The sequence below is a fragment of the Ruegeria sp. AA3 genome, from assembly GCF_056542905.1.
Genome location: NZ_JBQGAQ010000001.1, coordinates 443,424 through 460,991, shown reverse-complemented (window position 1 = coordinate 460,991; position 17,568 = coordinate 443,424). Strand labels below are relative to the sequence as shown.

The following is a 17,568-nucleotide window of genomic DNA, read 5'->3' as shown; positions in this document are numbered from 1 at the left end:
CTTAGACGCTTATTTGTTCGGGTGGGTTATCCAACAACGCGCGCAGGCGCAGCATTGCATCTTCGAATTTAGCTAACGAGACATGCCCGTTCACTGCAATTCGGACAGCATTCGGTGCCCTGCCGTCTCTAAGCGCGAATTCGTCGGCAGATCGCAACTGAATACCTTCACGTTCAGCTGCGCGACTGAAGGCAGCAGAGCGCCAACCCGAAGGCAGATGCAGCCACACAAAGGGAATCTCTGAATCCCAATTAAGGTCAAAGCCGCCCAAGGCGTTTACTGCGACCCGCACATATTCTCCCATCTTGGAGCGAACATCTCGTGCCAGTTGCCTCGCCTCTGGGTGCCCCAACAATAGTCGCGTCAATTCGGCTAAGGGTTGGGCCAACCCAAAGTACCCGTACTCGGCAGATCGGCGCAAATCTACGCTTCGCTCCCGCGGGGCAATCGCGAATCCAACACGTAGCGCTGGCGTCAACGTTTTGGAAATTGAAGAGACATGCCAGCCCCGCTCGGGTGCCAACGCACGATAGCTGGGCGCGCGTGCCTCACCCATGCGATAGCAATCATCTTCGATGATCTGCAATTCGTACTTACGCGCTATCTCGACCACTTCTTTGCGTCTCTCCAGCGGAGAATGCCCGCCCGTCGGGTTCTGCACCTCAGGTGAGACGCAGATCGCCTGCGCCTTGGTTTGCCTGAGGATGTGATCCAGCGCGTCGGGGCTAATGCCCCATTTATCCATCTTTACCCCGACAATCTCGGCGCGCATCAACTCGCCGGCCCGCCGGAAACCGGCATACGACAGATCCTCGACCAACACGACAGGTTTTGGATCCCTCAGAACAGTTTGAAAAACAACACAAATACCACTTTGTCCGCCATGCGTCAGTACAATGTCATCTGCGTTCAATGAACCAAGTGGAAGATCCGATAACCAGTCAGCCACAACTTGGCGCACCGGTAGATAAGCATCGCGGGTCGGATAGTTCATGAACATCCGCGGATCGCCTTTTGCAACCTTTTCAAGGCATTCGCGGATTAAGGTCACCTGCCCTACATCCGGCAGGCGTGGGCTGAACAGGCTGACGTTGGACTCATATTTATCGTCCCTCAGATGTAACTGTCGTGACCAGACATCATCCAGAATGGGCGATCGCGGCGGGGCGACAAATGTGCCACGCCCGACCTCGGCTTGTAGCAAGCCTTCATCGGTCAGGATCGTATAGGCACGCGCGACAGTGCCTGGTGTGATCTTTAATCGATACGCCAGTTCCCGCACCGGAGGCAGTTTCTTTCCAACCTCCAGTGTCTTGTTATCTATTGCTTTTCGGATCGTGTCGGCAACCAGAGTGTACTTTGGACCTTTGGATTTAGGTAATGCCTCTGGCCAAATTGTATCCATTACAATTCTTCCTTTGATTTCGATACAATGTTGAATGTATCAACGCACTGTACCGAACATCTTAGCTTTGTGTCAATACAATTTGAAAGGATACCCAAGATGACACGCGCAATGCACAACCCCGCCCTCTTGCTGCTGAACGACAGCCCTCGGCTGCCGCTGATCGCCGCGCTGGCCGTGCGGTTTGCGGCGATTGTCACACAGTGGGAGCAACGCCGCCGCAGCCGTGTCAATTTAGGCAAGCTGGATGACAGGCTGCTTCGCGATGTTGGACTGACCCGCCATCGCGCTGATGAAGAAGTAAGCCGCTACTTCTGGATGAAATAATTATCCCCAGTCCCATCTAAGGGACCTCTTCCTGGCCGGGGTTTGTCCCCGGCCCTTTTTTATCCAAACGCGGCGGCGGCTGAACCTTCTGGAGGAATGGAATACGTCATACTCGCCCGTGCGACCGGTTTGTCCGAGCCGTCCGAGTACATCAGCACATCCCCTACTGCCAATGTTCGACCTAATTTCAGCAACTTGCATTCGGCAATTAAGTCGGTGCCACCTTCCGGCTTGCGAAGGAAATCCAGCGAACTGTTTGTAGTTACCGCCAGCGATTGCCGACCCTTTCGCGCCAAAACCATCGCATAAACGCTAACATCTGCCAGCCCGAACATGGACGGCCCAGATACGGTGCCGCCAGGGCGCAGATGTCGGTCCTCGACCCTAAGTCGCATCGTGATGGACGTCTCGGTCAGTTCTTCCACAACAAAATCGCTGTGGACCTGTGGAAATACTTCTTCCAGATACTCTGTCAAATCTTGTTTGCTCAGTGCTAACGACATGCTTCCCCTCATGGCTCTGCCCGCCTAGAGTTGGCCCAAACGCCAGTGGGAGGGCAAGATGGCAATTCTGGAACGTAACGACACAGGCGCTATTGCGCGGCTCAAGATGAATGCGCCTGAGCGTTTGAATGCACTGAGTGACGAAATGCTCGCCGCGTTGCAGGCCGAGCTCGATGCACTGCGTGATGATAATTCGATTCGTGTCGTTGTTCTTTCAGGGGCAGGAAAAGCGTTTTGTGCCGGGCACGATCTGAAACAGATGACGCAAGGACGGCAGGCCAGCGACCGAGGGCTTTCTTACTTTCAGGATCTGTTCGACCGCTGCGCAAAGATGATGCTGTCTATCCAGTCCCTGCCCCAGCCTGTTATTGCCCAGACGCACGGAATCGCCACGGCGGCAGGCTGTCAGCTGGTAGCAACCTGTGATTTGGCAATTGCGGCCGAGGGTACACGGTTTGGCGTAAATGGCGTTAATATCGGCCTGTTTTGCTCGACCCCGATGGTGGCACTCAGCCGGAATATTCCGCGTAAACAGGCGTTTGAGATGCTGACGACCGGTGATTTTATTTCAGCCGAGCGCGCAGCCGAGCTTGGTCTGGTCAATCGGGTTGTCCCAGAAAACCTGCTGGCGGAAGAAACTGATACGCTTGCAGAGAAGCTAGCGGCAAAGCTTAGCAGTGCGGTGAAAATCGGTAAAACAGCTTTTTATCAACAAGTTAACATGCCCGTTGACCAGGCCTACGCGTACACTGCCGAAGTAATGGCTCAGAATATGATGGACCGGAATACCGAGGAAGGCATAAGCGCATTTATAGAGAAACGTCTGCCCAATTGGCATCAGTGACGCTGTTATTTCATACATTTTTCAGCACTGTTCGCATTTTTTCACTTTTCAAAAGGGCGACACTGTGGCAATGCTGGGACAAGGCCAAGGCCTGAATATGCTTTTGGGTCGCCGTGGGCGGAAGGTCCCTCCAGCTGGTTTCTCTCACCGGCGCAGACATTCCCGCAGCGGCGACCCCAAAAACTTCTCCGTTTAAAGTTGCTGATATCTGTGCATTGCGTATGACGTTGCAGTGCCCTATTTGGCAGCGCATGACAGATAAGTTGCATATTGTGGGCGGCGGCATGGCCGGGTCCGAGGCCGCCTGGCAGGCGGCGGAACTGGGCGTGGATGTTGTGATCCACGAAATGCGACCTAATGTAGGCACCTTTGCCCACCAGACCGGCAATTTGGCCGAGATGGTATGTTCGAACTCGTTCCGCTCAGATGATGATGAACAGAACGCTGTCGGATTGCTGCATTGGGAAATGCGCGCAGCAAACGGGTTGATTATGACCACGGCTGATAGCCACCGCCTACCAGCAGGTGGTGCCCTGGCGGTTGACCGTGATTCTTTTGCTGAATCTGTGACCGCCAAGTTGAAGGCACATTCACACGTATCAGTCACTGACGAGGAGGTCATCAGCCTGCCCAGTGAGGGCCACTGGATATTCGCCACAGGCCCGCTGACCTCACCCGGTTTGAGTGAGGCCATACGGTCAGAGACAGGTGCCGATGCACTAGCCTTTTTCGACGCCATAGCGCCTATCGTCTACGCCGACAGCATTGATATGAGCAAAGCATGGATGCAGTCGCGCTATGACAAGGGCGAGACCGAAGAAGAACGGACGGCCTATCTCAATTGTCCGATGGATCGTGAACAGTACGAAGCCTTCATTGATGCGCTGCTGGCGGCTGACAAGACCGAGTTCCACGAGGGCGAAACCGCTGGTTATTTCGACGGCTGCCTGCCGATCGAAGTAATGGCCGAGCGCGGCCGTGAAACCTTGCGTCACGGTCCGATGAAACCCGTTGGTCTGACCAATCCGCACCAACCGGATGTAAAGCCACACGCTGTTGTTCAATTGCGGCGTGACAATGCCTTGGGCACCTTATTCAACATCGTTGGTTTTCAGACCAAGATGAAATACGGCGCACAAACGGATGTTTTTCGTAAAATCCCAGGGCTGGAAAACGCCAGCTTTGCGCGGTTGGGTGGCATTCATCGTAATACCTTCATCAATTCCCCGACATTGCTAGATGCGCAGATGCGGCTGAAATCCCGGCCCAATATTCGATTTGCTGGCCAGATCACTGGGGTCGAAGGCTATGTTGAAAGTGCCGCGATGGGCCTGCTGGCTGGTCGTCTTGCTGCCGCCGAGATTTTGGGCAAGACCTTGCCCGAAGTGCCTCAAGACAGCGCGATGGGCGCGTTGATCCACCATATTACCGGCGGTGCTGAGGCCAAAACGTTCCAGCCCATGAACGTGAATTTCGGATTATTCCGCCCGGTCGATGGTCTGAAAGGTGGTCGTCGGGGCCGTAAAGATCGCTACAAGGCGTATACAGACCGGGCAAAAGCTGTCTGGAGAGACTGGTTAAACCAGTGTTGACTGGACGGCACGCCTACCCTGCGCCTAACATGTGAGGTATGAGCGACAAGTTTCTGAAAAACACATACAATCTGAACTCTGCCCAGGAAACGCAGGAACATTATCAGAATTGGGCGGCTTCGTATGATGATGAAGTCGATGAGCATGGCTACGTCACCCCGGATCGTGTTGCCGCCGCATTGTGGTCATTTATCGCAGATGCCGAAGTGCCGGTTCTGGACTATGGATGTGGCACAGGGCTTTCGGGTGTTGCGCTGAGCAAGGCCGGTTTCCAAGTGATCGACGGCATGGACCCATCGCCGAATATGCTGAAAGGGGCAGCGGCCAAGGGTGTCTATCGCAATCTGATAGGCTTTGACGTCACCAACCCCGAACCGATTGAGGCGGGTGCTTACTCTGCCATCACATCTATAGGGGTTATTGGAGCCGGCGCGGCTCCGCCTGAAACATTTGATCTTCTTATGAATGCGTTACCACGCGGTGGGTATCTGGCCTTTTCTTTCAATGACCATACCTTGGCCGATCACGCCTATACCGCGCGTCTCAACGATTGGCTGGACATGGGGCACGCACGGTTGTTATTTCGTGAATATGGCCCTCACCTCCCCGGAATGGACATGAAATCTAACGTCTACGTTGTTGAAAAAGCGTGAGATTCATAACGCGATTTGCGCCTTCTCCGACAGGTCCATTGCATCTGGGCCATGCATATTCTGCACTTCTGGCCAATGATCAAGCGCAGGCTGCAGGTGGAGAATTCCACTTGCGGATCGAAGATATAGATCAGTCGCGTTCTCGCCTTCATTGGGAAAACCAAATCTATGACGATCTGCACTGGCTTGGCCTGACATGGCCTCTGCCGGTGATGCGCCAATCAGATCGAATTCAAAAATATCGACACGCGCTCGAAACCTTGATCGATCTGGAGTTGGTCTACCCTTGCCAATGTAAGCGTGCCGATATCGAGGCCGCGGCTGGGGCCCCACAGGAAGGAGTGCCCCAGTTTGGACCAGATGGGCGCATCTATCCGGGTACATGCCGTCAGAGGCTCCTGCTCGATGCGGCCCCCGAGGATGTTCTTCGCCTCAATATGGAAAAAGCGCTAGAGGCGTCTGAGCTTCGCACTTTTCGTGAAACCGGAGCCAAACATGCTGGAACGCACTCACTTAATGCCGATACGCTTCTCAACGCAGTCGGCGATATCATCCTCGTTCGGCGCAATATGGGCAGTTCTTATCATTTGTCCGTCGTCGTTGACGACGCAGATCAGGACATAACGCATGTGGTCCGAGGTGAAGATCTGTTCGACGCTACGCAGATACACGTCTTGCTGCAGGGCTTGCTTGGGCTTCCAACGCCGGTATATCACCACCACCGTCTAATCCGGGACGAGGCTGGCAAACGGCTTGCAAAACGAGATGATGCGCGCGCGATTTCTCTCTATCGCGATCAAGGCGCTACACCGGCCGAAATCAGAGCGATGGTCGGGCTTTGATCTGAGAACCAGCCAGATCGCCTAACGCTTCATTCCATCGGTGACATAAGCTCGACTTCGGTGCCATCGCGAACCGCTGTATAGAAGCAACTCCGCCGATTTGTGTGACAGGCCGGACCGGTTTGTTTCACTACGACCAAAAGGCAATCCCGGTCACAATCGACGCGAAAATCCACCAACTCCTGCACATGGCCCGAACTTTCGCCTTTGAACCATAACGCCCGTCGCGACCGAGACCAATAGGTGACGCGCCCAGTATCCAGCGTACGCTCGATGGACTGAGCGTTCATCCATGCCATCATAAGAACCTCACCGGTTTCTTCATCCTGCGCAATCGCAGGGATCAAACCAGCCTCGTTGAATTTCAGTGTCGACGGGTCGAACAAGACTGTGTCAGCCATCGCAAAAACCTTTTGCATCCCAGAATCTCGCCATTATGTATGGGGAATAGAAAACGAGGGAAAGCCATGAGCGGCGAAACCGATCTTATCAAGCTCTATTCCGGACGCATTCTGGCGCTGGCGGCGGACATTCCGCATCTGGACCGCTTGGAAAATCCCGATGCAACAGTGAAAAAACGTGCACCTTTATGCGGCTCGACAGTAACTGTTGACGTCAAAGTCGAGGATGGGCGGATTACCAACTTCGGGCAGGATGTTAAGGCTTGTGCTTTGGGCCAGGCTTCGGCTTCGGTTGTCGGCAGCGCGGTGATCGGTGCGACACGGGCTCAGGTAGAAACCGCGCGCGATCAGCTTTCGGCAATGTTGAAGAAAGACGGCCCGGCCCCCGACGCTCCATTTGACGGGCTTGAGGTTTTAATGCCCGCACGGGACTATAAGAACCGACATGCTTCGATCCTGTTGGCACTGGACGCAACCGCGGAAGCGATGGAGCAGGTAGAACAAGCCAACTGCGCCTGATCGTGGCTTTTCCAATCAAAGCCGTATAGTGTGCCCCTGATTGATTTGGGGGTTAACGTGAACAATTTGCTGGAACATTTCGTCACGCTTTGGGTTGTAATCGACCCGATCGGCACGATCCCCGTCTTTATCGCCGTCACTGCGGGTATTGCCGCTGGGGCCCGTCGCAAGACTGCCCTATTGGCGGCATTGGTGAGCGCGGGAATACTAATGTTCTTTCTCATCTTCGGACAACTTGTAATCGAGGCATTGGACATCGGCCTGAACTCGTTTCAGGTTGCCGGTGGGATAATCCTGTTCCTCTTCGCGTTGACCATGATCTTTGGCGAAAGCAAGCAAGAGCTTGAACAACGTCAGGCCGAAGAGGATCTGGACGATAAAATGCACAAGACCAACCCGGCCATTTTCCCGCTCGCCGTTCCATCCCTCGCTTCCCCTGGCGCGATGCTCGCTATCGTTGTTTTGACCGACAACAACCGATACAGCGTCGCTGATCAAAGTATCACTGCATTGGTTATGCTAGCTGTGATCGCCATCGCGTTTGTGCTGATGCTATTGGCAGAACCGATCATCCGATTAATCGGTCATTCAGGTGCAGCCATCATCAGCCGCGTAATGGGAATGATCCTGGCCTCAGTCGCGGTCAACTCTGTCCTGTCGGCGACGATTGAGATCATCAAAACCGGTCAGCTTTAAAAAAGAACCGCCGCACCTTCCGGGCGGAAAGGGCGGCGGCAAGTCATGCGTTTCTCATGTAGGGTCCGGATTACCGCACGGGGCCGAGGCTGGCCCCTTCAAGGGAAATGGGACAGGCAGGTCACCCTTGATCATGACGGGGAAACAAGCGCGGTATGATCGGCACGAGATCGCAGGCAGAAAAGCTTAGAACCCGCTTGGCAGGTGAAGGGCAACCACCAGCATCACAACCAGAGAAACCGCGCCTGCCGCATCCTGTAAGATCGTGGATTGCGAACGGGTAAAGGCAGTCTTGATCTGGCTCAGCATGGTCTCACCTCCGGTCAGGTTTAATCATTTGTTGACCTTTTGTTCTCATATTTTAACGAGTCGGTAAAGAACTTTTTAAGAACATTTGTGAACTTTATGGGATTTACAGTCTAACCCACTGATATCAAACGGATCGCCTTGTCCTGTTTCATGAGCCACAAAAGAACACGCGCCGCCTGGCCTCGGTCCGATGTCAATTTGGGGTCTGAGGAGAGCAACGCGCGCGCATCAGATTGCGCCACTGCCATCAATCCTGCTTGGCGTTCGAGATCGGCAATCCTGAACTTAGGCAAGCCAGATTGCGCTGTACCGATCAAGTCACCCGCGCCGCGCATCTGCAAATCGGTCTCAGCAATGCGGAACCCGTCCTCGGTTTCACGCAGAACTTCGAGACGCTTGCGGCCACCTTCGCTAAGTGGCGGTTGATACATCAGCAAACAGGTCGAATCATCCTCTCCGCGTCCAACCCGCCCCCGCAACTGGTGCAATTGCGCCAATCCGAAAATCTCTGCCCGTTCAATCACCATGATTGTGGCATTGGGAACATTGACCCCAACTTCAATCACCGTGGTCGCGACTAGAACCTTGGTTTGGCCGGTCTGAAACGCCGCCATTGCAGCATCTTTTTCGGTGGGTGGCATCTGGCCATGCACCAGCCCCACCACATCATCCCCCAAAAGCGCGCGCAGCCGCTTGAAACGCTCCTCGGCGGCGGTCAGGTCTGAGACTTCGGATTCATCGACCAGAGGACATACCCAATAGCATTGTTTGCCCGCATCAATCGCGCCGCGCAGGTGGGCCACAACCTCGTCCATGCGCTGCGTGCTGACGATCGCGGTCTTGATTGGCTTTCGGCCAGGTGGCTTTTCATCAAGAACCGAGACATCCATGTCACCATACTGCGCCAACGCCAAACTGCGCGGGATGGGCGTTGCGGTCATCACCAGAACATCCGCGCGTTGACCTTTTTCGGACAATTCCATCCGCTGGCGGACACCAAAACGATGTTGTTCATCAACGATGGCCAGCCTTAAGGCCTTAAACTCGACATCGTCCTGAAATACCGCATGGGTGCCGACCAGTGTTTGAATGTCGCCTTGTCTCAGTGCGGCCAGCTTTGCCCGACGTTCAGCCCCCTTATCGCGCCCGGTCAGGATTTCCAGCACAACTCCGGCCTCTTCGGCCAAGGGTCGCAGTCCTTCAAGATGTTGCCGGGCAAGGATTTCGGTGGGTGCCATCATCACCCCCTGCCCGCCTGCTTCAACCGCGATCAATAGCGCCATAAACGCCACAAGCGTCTTTCCCGCGCCGACATCACCTTGCAGCAATCGATTCATGCGGGAACTCGAAGCCATATCCGCCGAAATCTCTTTGACCGCACGAGATTGAGCATCGGTTGGTCGATAGGGCAAGCTTGCAAGCACCTTCGATTGTAGCGCCCCTGTCCCGAGACTGATGATGCCACGCGCCTTCCGCTCACGCTGTCGTGCCAGAGCCAAAGTCAGTTGATGGGCGAGCAATTCATCATATGCCAGACGCTCCCTTGCAGGTGCAAAAGGGGCTACGTCATCTGCCCCATGCGGATGATGAGCAGCACGAATTGCAGCCGACCAGTCGGGCCAGTTTTGCTGAGCCACCTGAGCTGGGTCTGCCCATTCAGCCAGAGCAGGCACCCGTTTGAGTGCGCTTTGCGCCGCCTTGTACGCCGTTTTCTGCGTAACGCCCTGGGTCAGATGATAAACTGGTTCAAACTCTGGTAATTCACCTGCGTTTTCTGGCGCGACCATGTGATCGGGATGCACCATCTGGGCCATTCCATCAAACAGTTCCAGCTTTCCCGAAACCACGCGGCGCGCACCCTGCGGCAGCAGTTTCTTCAGATAATCCCCGCGCGCGTGAAAGAAAACCAGTTGAAAATCCGCTTGGCTGTCCTCGACATGAATGCGGTATGCACCACCTTTGTTACGCGGGGGCCGATGGGTTCCGATCGTGACCTCTACCGTCAAGGTGGTCGGAAGATCGGCCCCTTGTATGCTATCGCGTCGGCGTCGGTCGATCACCGCATATGGCAATGAAAACAAGACATCTCGCGGCGACTCGATGTCTAATTGGCCGAAAAGTTGCGCTGTTTTCGGTCCCACACCATCCAGCGTTTCAAGCCCCGCGAACAGCGGAAAGAGTTGCTCTGGCCTGCCGCTCATAGATCGCCGATCAGTTGAAGCCAGCCGTCTTCATCCAGGGTTTCGATACCCAGATCGGCCGCTTTCTTTGCCTTCGATCCCGCACCCGGACCCGCCACCAACAAATCGGTTTTTTGGCTGACCGAACCAGACACCTTGGCGCCCAACGCCTCGGCACGCGCCTTGGCCTCGGCGCGCGTCATCTTTTCAAGCGTTCCTGTAAAGACGACTGTTTTTCCTGCAACCGGGCTGTCCGATGCAGGCGCATTTGGCGGAACTATGGTTAAGTGACTGCGCAGTCCATCAATCGCTTTGCGTTCGTCCGGGTTGGCAAAGGCGTCAGACAGCGACAGCCCCAGCGTGGTTCCAATGCCATCAATTCCAATCATATCCGTCCAAGCGCTGGCAGCGTCCGCTGGTACATTTAGCTTAGCAACCGTAGCATCCCGCGCCTCTTTGACTCTGGCGCGCCGACCTTCTTCTATAGCTGCGATCCTTTCTGCATCTTCCGCTTCGTCAGCGGCACGCTGCGCAAGTGCTGCGGGTCGCGCCGTATCGATCGACGCGGTCATTTGATCCCAATCCCGATAGAACAGGGCCAAATCCCGGGCGCCGACTTCGCCCACATGGCGAATTCCGAGCGCAAACAACAATCGAGCGAAGGGAATGGTTCGTTTGTCATCAATCGCGGCGAACAGATTGCTGGCCGAGGTCTCTCCCCAACCGTCACGGTTTTTCAAACGGGCAAGATTTTCAGCGTCCCGTTCTTTCAAGGTGAAGATATCGGCGGGTGTGTTGATAGGCAGAACGGGGTCGTTGTGGAACATCTCGATCTGTTTGGCACCGAGCCCTTCGATATCGAAGGCTTTGCGCGACACGAAATGTTTAAGTTTCTCCACCGCCTGCGCAGGGCAAATTATACCCCCGGTGCATCGGCGTACCGCATCACCTTCTTCGCGGATTGCCTCACTGTCACATTCCGGGCATGTCGTTGGAAAGGAATAAGGTTTCGCATCATCCGGTCGTTTCGACAGATCAACATCCGAAATCTTTGGGATCACATCCCCTGCCCGATAAACCTGCACCCAATCGCCGATGCGTATGTCTTTGCCATCGCGGATAACCCCGCCTTTGGCGTCCCGCCCCGCGATATAGTCCTCATTGTGCAGCGTCGCGTTCGACACAACGACCCCACCGACAGTCACAGGATGCAAACGTGCAACCGGGCTAAGCGCTCCGGTCCGACCCACCTGAATGTCGATCGCTTCAAGCCGGGTCCAGGCCAGTTCGGCCGGAAATTTATGCGCGATCGCCCAGCGGGGCGTTGTCGAGCGGAATCCCAACCGGGATTGCAGACTCAGATCATCAACTTTGTAGACCACCCCGTCGATGTCATATCCCAAAATCGCACGCTGTTCTTCGATCGCGCGGTAATGATCCAGCATCTGACCTGTCGTGGAACAGAGACGCGTAAGCGCGTTGACTTGGAAGCCCAATGCTTTGAGTCGTTCGATTGCCCCCATTTGCGTTTCAGCCAGAGGTTTCGACAGTTCGCCCCAGGCATAGGCAAAAAACTTTAGTGGACGTGATCGAGTTATTTCCGAGTCCAGTTGACGCAGCGAACCAGCCGCTGCGTTACGCGGATTTGCGAAAGTCTTTCCACCTGTTTCAATTTGCCGTGCGTTCAGCGCTTCGAAATCATGATGAGACATGTAAACCTCGCCACGAACCTCGAATATATCTGGAGCACCTTCAATTCGAGGCGGAATATCCGACACAGTGCGCGCATTGGCGGTCACGTTTTCCCCGGTCTCACCATCCCCTCGGGTCGCCGCCTGAATCAGCTCGCCGTGTTCATACCTCAAGGATAACGAGAGGCCATCGATCTTTGGCTCGGCTGTATATTCAAGCCGAGCGTCTTCCCCTAACCCGAGATACTTGCGGATTGAGCGGTCAAAATCGGCAACATCCTCATCGTCAAAGGCATTGCCAAGTGACATCATCCGCACTGCATGCGTGACTTTGGAAAACCCGTCTGAAACTTGAGCCCCTACTTGATCCGAAGGGCTGTCTGCACGTTTTAGTTCTGGAAAGCGCGCCTCAATATCGGCGTTGCGACGTTTGAGGGCATCATAATCGGCATCTGATATTTCCGGCGCATCTTCAGTGTGATAAAGCTGGTTGGCCCTCTGCAACTCCTTGGCAAGCCGAGCCAGTTCTGCACGTGCTTCGTCTTCCGTCAATTCTGCGATTGCAGTGGTATCGCTCATGGCCCCGCCCTGTCACGTCATATTAGAATCCAGTGATAGGACGAGGCCATGATCAGGTCCAGTGTTGTGCTGAGACGCGAGTGAAATTACCGTCCTGGACCATCGACGGTAGCAGTCAGATCAAATCAGGCACCAACGGCAAGGCGGGCTTCACCCATATTGCTGGATTGTGGATCGCGCAGAACATAACCGCGACCCCAGACTGTTTCGATATAATTCTCACCACCAGTGGCGTTGCTGAGCTTCTTACGTAACTTGCAGATGAACACATCGATAATTTTCAATTCTGGCTCATCCATGCCGCCGTAGAGATGATTCAGGAACATCTCTTTGGTCAGAGTTGTACCTTTACGCAGGCTTAGAAGCTCAAGCATCTGATATTCTTTGCCCGTCAGGTGCACGGTCTTTCCTTCTACCTCAACGGTCTTGGCATCCAGATTGACGGCCACCTGCCCTGTGTGGATCACGGACTGGGAATGCCCCTTGGAGCGCCGGATGATCGCGTGAATACGCGCCACCAGCTCTTCGCGATGGAAGGGTTTGGTCAGGTAATCGTCTGCACCAAACCCGAAGCCTTTGATCTTGCTTTCGGTGTCGTCCGCGCCCGACAGGATCAGGATCGGTGTTTCCACGCGTGCGATCCGCAGTTGGCGCAGCACTTCGTGGCCGTTCATATCAGGCAAATTCAGGTCAAGCAGAATTAGGTCATAATCATACAGCTTGGCCAGATCGATTCCTTCTTCGCCAAGGTCCGTCGCATATACGTTGAGATTTGCGTGCGTCAGCATCAATTCAATGCTCTTGGACGTGGTTGGATCATCCTCGACAAGAAGTATGCGCATTTTTCACTGCTCCAATTAGGTCAAATTCTTCAACTGATTTGAGCCTGTATAAAAATGGTTAATCTGACGTTACCGTTGAATCATTTATTCATCTTCTCCTTTAGGTTGTCGATATTTTTTTAATGCAGTCACCTTCAGCGCATCGATTCCGTGCTCTGCGACGGCTGACACCCAGGAATTGAATTCCTCATCGCTGATGCCGTAGCGTTTCTTTGCATCAGACAGGGAAATTAGCCCGTAAAGCACTCCACGCACGACAATTACTTTGCGCGAAGCTACCCATCGCCGCGTGTCTGCCGGGGGTAGATCGGCGCGTGTTAGCACGCTTCCATCCGGCAAGGCGACCGATCTTGGACCTTCCACTTTGTGCAAATACATCTGTTCCACCTTCTTCTGCTGCGACAAAGCTGCATCCAATCTACTTAAAACGGTGTGAAACCGCCCCTTGAGAGTGTGTAGAATTTTCCTATATTCTGCCGGTCTTTCTTAACCCGGACTGGAACCGTCAATGGCCCTCGATACCGAGACCCCGCTAAACTCGCTTGGCTTTGCCAAACCGCCCTCGGAAACGCGGGTGGTTGTGGCTATGTCTGGCGGCGTGGACAGCTCTGTTGTCGCGGCCTATCTGGCTGATCAGGGCTATGACGTTGTAGGTGTTACGCTGCAGCTTTACGACCACGGCGCGGCGCTTGCCAAGAAAGGCGCGTGTTGTGCTGGGATCGATATCCACGACGCGCGCCGCGTGGCCGAAGAGCGCGGCTTCCCTCATTATGTTCTGGATTATGAGAACATCTTTAAAGACGCTGTAATCGACGAATTCGCTGACAGCTATCTGGCAGGAGCGACTCCGGTGCCTTGTATCCGCTGCAATGAGCGGGTGAAGTTCAAGGACCTGTTGGAAACCGCCAAGGACCTAGAGGCCGACTGTATGGCCACCGGTCATTATATCCAGCGCAAGATGGGAACCAATGGGGCCGAGTTGCATAGTGCTGAGGATGCCAACCGCGACCAGTCTTATTTCCTTTTCTCGACAACGCCCGAGCAGTTGGATTTCCTGCGCTTTCCTTTGGGGCACCTGCCCTCCAAGGACGCCACGCGCGAGATGGCGGCGCAATACGGGTTGGCGGTTGCGGACAAACCTGACAGCCAGGACATCTGCTTTGTACCGAACGGCAACTACGCCAGCGTAATCGAAAAGTTGCGCCCAGGTGCTGCAGAGCCGGGCGAAATCGTACATGCCGATGGCCGTGTTCTGGCACAGCATGATGGAGTGATTCACTATACAATCGGTCAGCGCCGCGGGCTTGGCATCGGTGGCCTGAGTGAGCCGTTGTATGTAGTAAAGCTGGACGTCGACAAAAAGCAGGTTGTCGTCGGCCCCAAAGAGATGTTGGCTACACGGACCGTTCCGGTGCGTGAAATCAATTGGCTTGGGGATGAACCCTTCACGTCAAAAAACGAATGGCATGTTTCGGTCAAGGTCCGTTCGACCCGCCCGCCGCGCGAGGCGATCATTCGGCCTCTGTCCGACACGACGGCCGAGGTTGAGCTGTTTACGCCCGAAGAAGGTATCTCTCCGGGTCAGGCTTGTGTGTTTTACGAAACTGGTGGAAGCCGCATCTTTGGCGGCGGCTGGATCTGGCGCGGTTATTAAATCGCGTCGGTCCAGGAATTGCTGAGGATATAGATACCGGCACAGATCATTACGTAAGGAACCAGTTTCTCAAGTCGCCGTGCAAACCCGCCGGTCATGATCGGAGATCGCGCGCCTAGCAGACCAAGCATGGTTAGCGTCAGGGCCGCAGCAACCGCACCTGTAACGCCTGCAATACGGTAGCTTGGGGCCGAGTCTGCCAAAAGCGGTGCGAGCACAGCGAATGTATCCATCGACAGGCTTATGAACAGCAACATCGTTACAACGGTTGAGGCACCTGAGGATACTTGCGGAGCCTCCTCGGTCTCTGATCCCCGAAACTGCCGGATAACCCCAATCACGCCGAGGCCAAGCGGGATCACACCCAGATAGCCAGCCCAATGTGGCACCACGTCATCGACACCCAAAGCCAGCAACAAGGCGGTGGCGATGATCAATATCTGCGCAAGCAGGAACCCCGCAACGGTCCGTCGCGGACCGGAAACCATCATCAGCGCAACAAGCGCTGCGAGGTTGTCGAGGTTGGTCAGAACCTGCGCCATGTAGGCAGAGGCGGCAAAAATCACGTGATCCAGCATCACGTATTCATTCTGTCCAAAACGGCTTTTGCCGCGCGCAGACCCGGCGCCTCTCCATCCCGCCCAAGACGCTCCATCGTCATCGCCATAGCCTCATGTTGGGCGTCCGGTGTAGCTGCAACCTCTTCCAGCGCAGCAGCGATCTTTAGCGGCTGGCAGTCGTCCAACAGACATTCAGGTACAGCACGTGTGTCCGAGACCAGATTGACAAGCGTCACCGTATCGAGCTTGACCATGCGCTTCGCGATCAATGTGGTCAGCCAATTCAGATTATAAGCGATCACCATCGGCGTTGACTGTGCAGCCAGTTCCAGTGACACGGTGCCCGATGCCGCCAATGCCAGATCGGCTGACGCGAAGGCCGCCCTCTTCTGAGCCTGCGCCTCGTCCGACGGCAACTTTCGTGGATCGACAACAATCGGATTGCCCGGCCAATCCCGAACTTGTTCGGCGACCACATTAACCATATGCGCAACAGTTGGAACAACGACACGGTTATCGGGTCGATCGGTGAGGAATTCTTGAAGAGCAGCGCCAAATATCGGGGCCAATCGTTCGACCTCTCCCCGCCGAGAGCCGGGTAATGCGAGCACAATTGGAGCGTCGCCCAAGTCATGATCCGCACGGAATTTCTTGATATCTTGTTCAGACGCAATCGGCTCGTTGACGACGGGGTGACCGACAAAATCACACTCCATCCCTGCCCGCTCCATATATGGCGGCTCAAACGGCAGCAGCGCCAGAACATGGTCGATCACCTTCGCCATTTTATCGGCGCGCCCGGGCCTCCAGGCCCAAACGCTGGGTGCAACGTAGTGGACGGTTCGAATACTGCTGGACGCCTTCACCAGTTTAGCGACCCGCAGCGAGAAATCCGGACTGTCGATGGTTATCAACACATCCGGTTGCGTGTCCAGAACCGCTTGAGCGGTCTCGGCGATCCGGCGCTTCAAGTGAAAGAACTTGGGCAGAACCTCGACCAATCCCATGACGCTGAGTTCGGACATGGGAAAGCGGCTGCTCAGTCCTTGCGCCTGCATCAGTGGACCGCCGACCCCATCAAACCGCACCTCTGGCGAAAGGGTATTGAGACCCTCCATCAAAGCGGCGCCCAATCGGTCGCCCGACGGTTCACCGGCGACCAAGAATACGCGCATCAGACGGTGCGCTCGCGAACGTAGAGAAATAGACCGAGGCGATTGCACTCTTCAATCACTCGGTCCCGTTGCAGGACAATGACACCGCCCTTTTCGATGACAATACCTGACAAGCCCGCCGCAACCGCGCCCGATACGGTGTCGGGTCCGATAGCAGGCATATCCGCGCGCCGGTCCTGATCGGGTTTGGGGCCTTTGTACAGAATACCCCCACCCGCGTCAGGGCGTTGGGTCAGCGACTGCAACATCCAAGCAGTACCATAGATGCCCTCAATTGCTAGCGCTTGCCCTTTCAGCACTACGCATGCCTGACCGACATCTGCAGTCCCCATGCTGCGCAGGATACCTGCCGCACGGTCAGCATCTGCGTGATCAGTATCCGAGGGTTGTGCCTCAGTCAGCGCGCCGAGCGGCGGTAGCAAATCCGGTGCGATCTCGTGCGCGGCACGGACCGTCAAATCAGAATCTTCAAAAATCCCGATAACCGCGCGCAGGGCACCGTCATCACCGGCCATTATGGCCTTTTGTAAAATCGGGACCAATGGCATCGTCGCAGCATCAATGCGCGCAGGATTTACGGTGGGCCGGCGCACAGCCCCAGCCATGCAAATCTCGGTCACGCCGCGCGCTTTCAGATCGGCGATAAAGCTGCCCAATTCCTCAAGCGGAAAGACCACGTCAACATTCAACCTTTCAGGCTCAAACCCTTCCAGCGCGCAAATCAAGGGTCGGTTCGGCAAACATGCAACCACCTCGTCCGGTAATGCCCCAGTTCCTGCGATCAGCGCCAACATGT

Annotated in this window: 19 protein-coding genes; 8 read left to right on the top strand and 11 right to left on the bottom strand. The window is 55.2% G+C overall.

What is annotated here, in order from left to right:
• Window position 1: 1 nt before the first annotated feature.
• Window positions 2-1,405, bottom strand: a complete 1,404-nt coding sequence (locus ACR0JR_RS02275; protein WP_170470106.1) for an aminotransferase-like domain-containing protein — start codon at window positions 1,403-1,405, stop codon at window positions 2-4.
• Between the two features lie 99 nt (window positions 1,406-1,504).
• Here ACR0JR_RS02275 and ACR0JR_RS02270 point away from each other — a divergent pair, with 99 nt between their 5' ends.
• The gene (locus ACR0JR_RS02270) at window positions 1,505-1,732 is read left to right on the top strand and encodes a DUF1127 domain-containing protein (RefSeq protein WP_010440019.1); all 228 of its coding nucleotides are present in this window, start codon (window positions 1,505-1,507) and stop codon (window positions 1,730-1,732) included.
• 59 nt (window positions 1,733-1,791) lie between these two features.
• Here the strand turns inward: ACR0JR_RS02270 and ACR0JR_RS02265 are convergent, their stop codons facing one another.
• Complete coding sequence (locus ACR0JR_RS02265) at window positions 1,792-2,235, bottom strand: PaaI family thioesterase (protein WP_010440015.1); 444 nt, start codon at window positions 2,233-2,235, stop codon at window positions 1,792-1,794.
• A gap of 58 nt (window positions 2,236-2,293) precedes the next feature.
• On the opposite strand from ACR0JR_RS02265, the gene ACR0JR_RS02260 reads away from it, so the two are divergent.
• The 4 genes from ACR0JR_RS02260 (at window position 2,294) to gluQRS (ending at window position 6,166) form a co-directional block, all read left to right on the top strand.
• The gene (locus tag ACR0JR_RS02260; protein WP_480454857.1) at window positions 2,294-3,079 is read left to right on the top strand and encodes an enoyl-CoA hydratase; all 786 of its coding nucleotides are present in this window, start codon (window positions 2,294-2,296) and stop codon (window positions 3,077-3,079) included.
• A 251-nt stretch (window positions 3,080-3,330) separates the two neighbouring features.
• Complete coding sequence (gene trmFO, locus ACR0JR_RS02255) at window positions 3,331-4,671, top strand: methylenetetrahydrofolate--tRNA-(uracil(54)-C(5))-methyltransferase (FADH(2)-oxidizing) TrmFO (protein ID WP_480454856.1); 1,341 nt, start codon at window positions 3,331-3,333, stop codon at window positions 4,669-4,671.
• Between the two features lie 38 nt (window positions 4,672-4,709).
• Entirely contained in the window at window positions 4,710-5,324 is a 615-nt protein-coding gene (locus ACR0JR_RS02250; protein WP_480454855.1) for a class I SAM-dependent DNA methyltransferase, read from the top strand.
• Window positions 5,321-6,166 (top strand): tRNA glutamyl-Q(34) synthetase GluQRS, encoded by an 846-nt coding sequence (gene gluQRS, locus ACR0JR_RS02245; protein ID WP_480454854.1) that lies wholly within the window; start codon window positions 5,321-5,323, stop codon window positions 6,164-6,166. Before ACR0JR_RS02250 ends, gluQRS begins: the two co-directional genes overlap by 4 nt.
• Before the next feature lie 29 nt (window positions 6,167-6,195).
• Here the strand turns inward: gluQRS and hisI are convergent, their stop codons facing one another.
• Window positions 6,196-6,585, bottom strand: a complete 390-nt coding sequence (hisI, locus tag ACR0JR_RS02240; protein ID WP_480454853.1) for a phosphoribosyl-AMP cyclohydrolase — start codon at window positions 6,583-6,585, stop codon at window positions 6,196-6,198.
• A 48-nt stretch (window positions 6,586-6,633) separates the two neighbouring features.
• Here hisI and ACR0JR_RS02235 point away from each other — a divergent pair, with 48 nt between their 5' ends.
• A complete protein-coding gene (locus tag ACR0JR_RS02235) occupies window positions 6,634-7,086 on the top strand; it encodes an iron-sulfur cluster assembly scaffold protein (protein ID WP_170778670.1) in 453 nt (150 codons plus the stop codon).
• Window positions 7,087-7,143: 57 nt separating this feature from the next.
• Window positions 7,144-7,782, top strand: a complete 639-nt coding sequence (locus ACR0JR_RS02230; RefSeq protein ID WP_480455177.1) for a MarC family protein — start codon at window positions 7,144-7,146, stop codon at window positions 7,780-7,782.
• A 186-nt stretch (window positions 7,783-7,968) separates the two neighbouring features.
• Here the strand turns inward: ACR0JR_RS02230 and ACR0JR_RS02225 are convergent, their stop codons facing one another.
• The 5 genes from ACR0JR_RS02225 to sciP form a co-directional block, all read right to left on the bottom strand.
• On the bottom strand, window positions 7,969-8,091 hold the full coding sequence (locus tag ACR0JR_RS02225; protein WP_010440002.1) for a hypothetical protein: 123 nt from the start codon (window positions 8,089-8,091) through the stop codon (window positions 7,969-7,971).
• Window positions 8,092-8,201: 110 nt separating this feature from the next.
• On the bottom strand, window positions 8,202-10,292 hold the full coding sequence (recG, locus tag ACR0JR_RS02220; protein ID WP_480454852.1) for an ATP-dependent DNA helicase RecG: 2,091 nt from the start codon (window positions 10,290-10,292) through the stop codon (window positions 8,202-8,204).
• Window positions 10,289-12,541 carry an NAD-dependent DNA ligase LigA gene (gene ligA / locus ACR0JR_RS02215; protein ID WP_480454851.1) on the bottom strand — a complete coding sequence of 751 codons (2,253 nt, stop codon included), beginning with the start codon at window positions 12,539-12,541 and terminating at the stop codon, window positions 10,289-10,291. Before ligA ends, recG begins: the two co-directional genes overlap by 4 nt.
• 125 nt (window positions 12,542-12,666) lie before the next feature.
• Entirely contained in the window at window positions 12,667-13,383 is a 717-nt protein-coding gene (gene ctrA / locus ACR0JR_RS02210) for a response regulator transcription factor CtrA (protein WP_170470075.1), read from the bottom strand.
• A gap of 84 nt (window positions 13,384-13,467) precedes the next feature.
• Entirely contained in the window at window positions 13,468-13,761 is a 294-nt protein-coding gene (gene sciP / locus ACR0JR_RS02205) for a CtrA inhibitor SciP (protein ID WP_480455176.1), read from the bottom strand.
• Between the two features lie 130 nt (window positions 13,762-13,891).
• Here sciP and mnmA point away from each other — a divergent pair, with 130 nt between their 5' ends.
• Window positions 13,892-15,037: a tRNA 2-thiouridine(34) synthase MnmA gene (mnmA, locus tag ACR0JR_RS02200; protein ID WP_170539558.1), complete on the top strand. Its 1,146-nt coding sequence runs from the start codon at window positions 13,892-13,894 to the stop codon at window positions 15,035-15,037.
• On the opposite strand, the gene ACR0JR_RS02195 is transcribed toward mnmA, so the two are convergent.
• Genes ACR0JR_RS02195 through ACR0JR_RS02185 form a run of 3 tightly spaced genes read right to left on the bottom strand, consistent with a single transcriptional unit; the run spans window position 15,034 to window position 17,566 of the window.
• Window positions 15,034-15,615, bottom strand: a complete 582-nt coding sequence (locus ACR0JR_RS02195) for a cadmium resistance transporter (RefSeq protein ID WP_480454849.1) — start codon at window positions 15,613-15,615, stop codon at window positions 15,034-15,036. The two genes, mnmA and ACR0JR_RS02195, sit on opposite strands and share 4 nt — an antisense overlap.
• Entirely contained in the window at window positions 15,615-16,772 is a 1,158-nt protein-coding gene (gene lpxB / locus ACR0JR_RS02190) for a lipid-A-disaccharide synthase (protein ID WP_480454848.1), read from the bottom strand. The genes ACR0JR_RS02195 and lpxB overlap by 1 nt, the downstream gene beginning before the upstream one ends.
• Window positions 16,772-17,566, bottom strand: coding sequence for a UDP-2,3-diacylglucosamine diphosphatase LpxI domain-containing protein (locus ACR0JR_RS02185; protein WP_170539552.1), 795 nt, complete (start codon window positions 17,564-17,566; stop codon window positions 16,772-16,774). Before ACR0JR_RS02185 ends, lpxB begins: the two co-directional genes overlap by 1 nt.
• Between the last annotated feature and the right edge of the window lie 2 nt (window positions 17,567-17,568).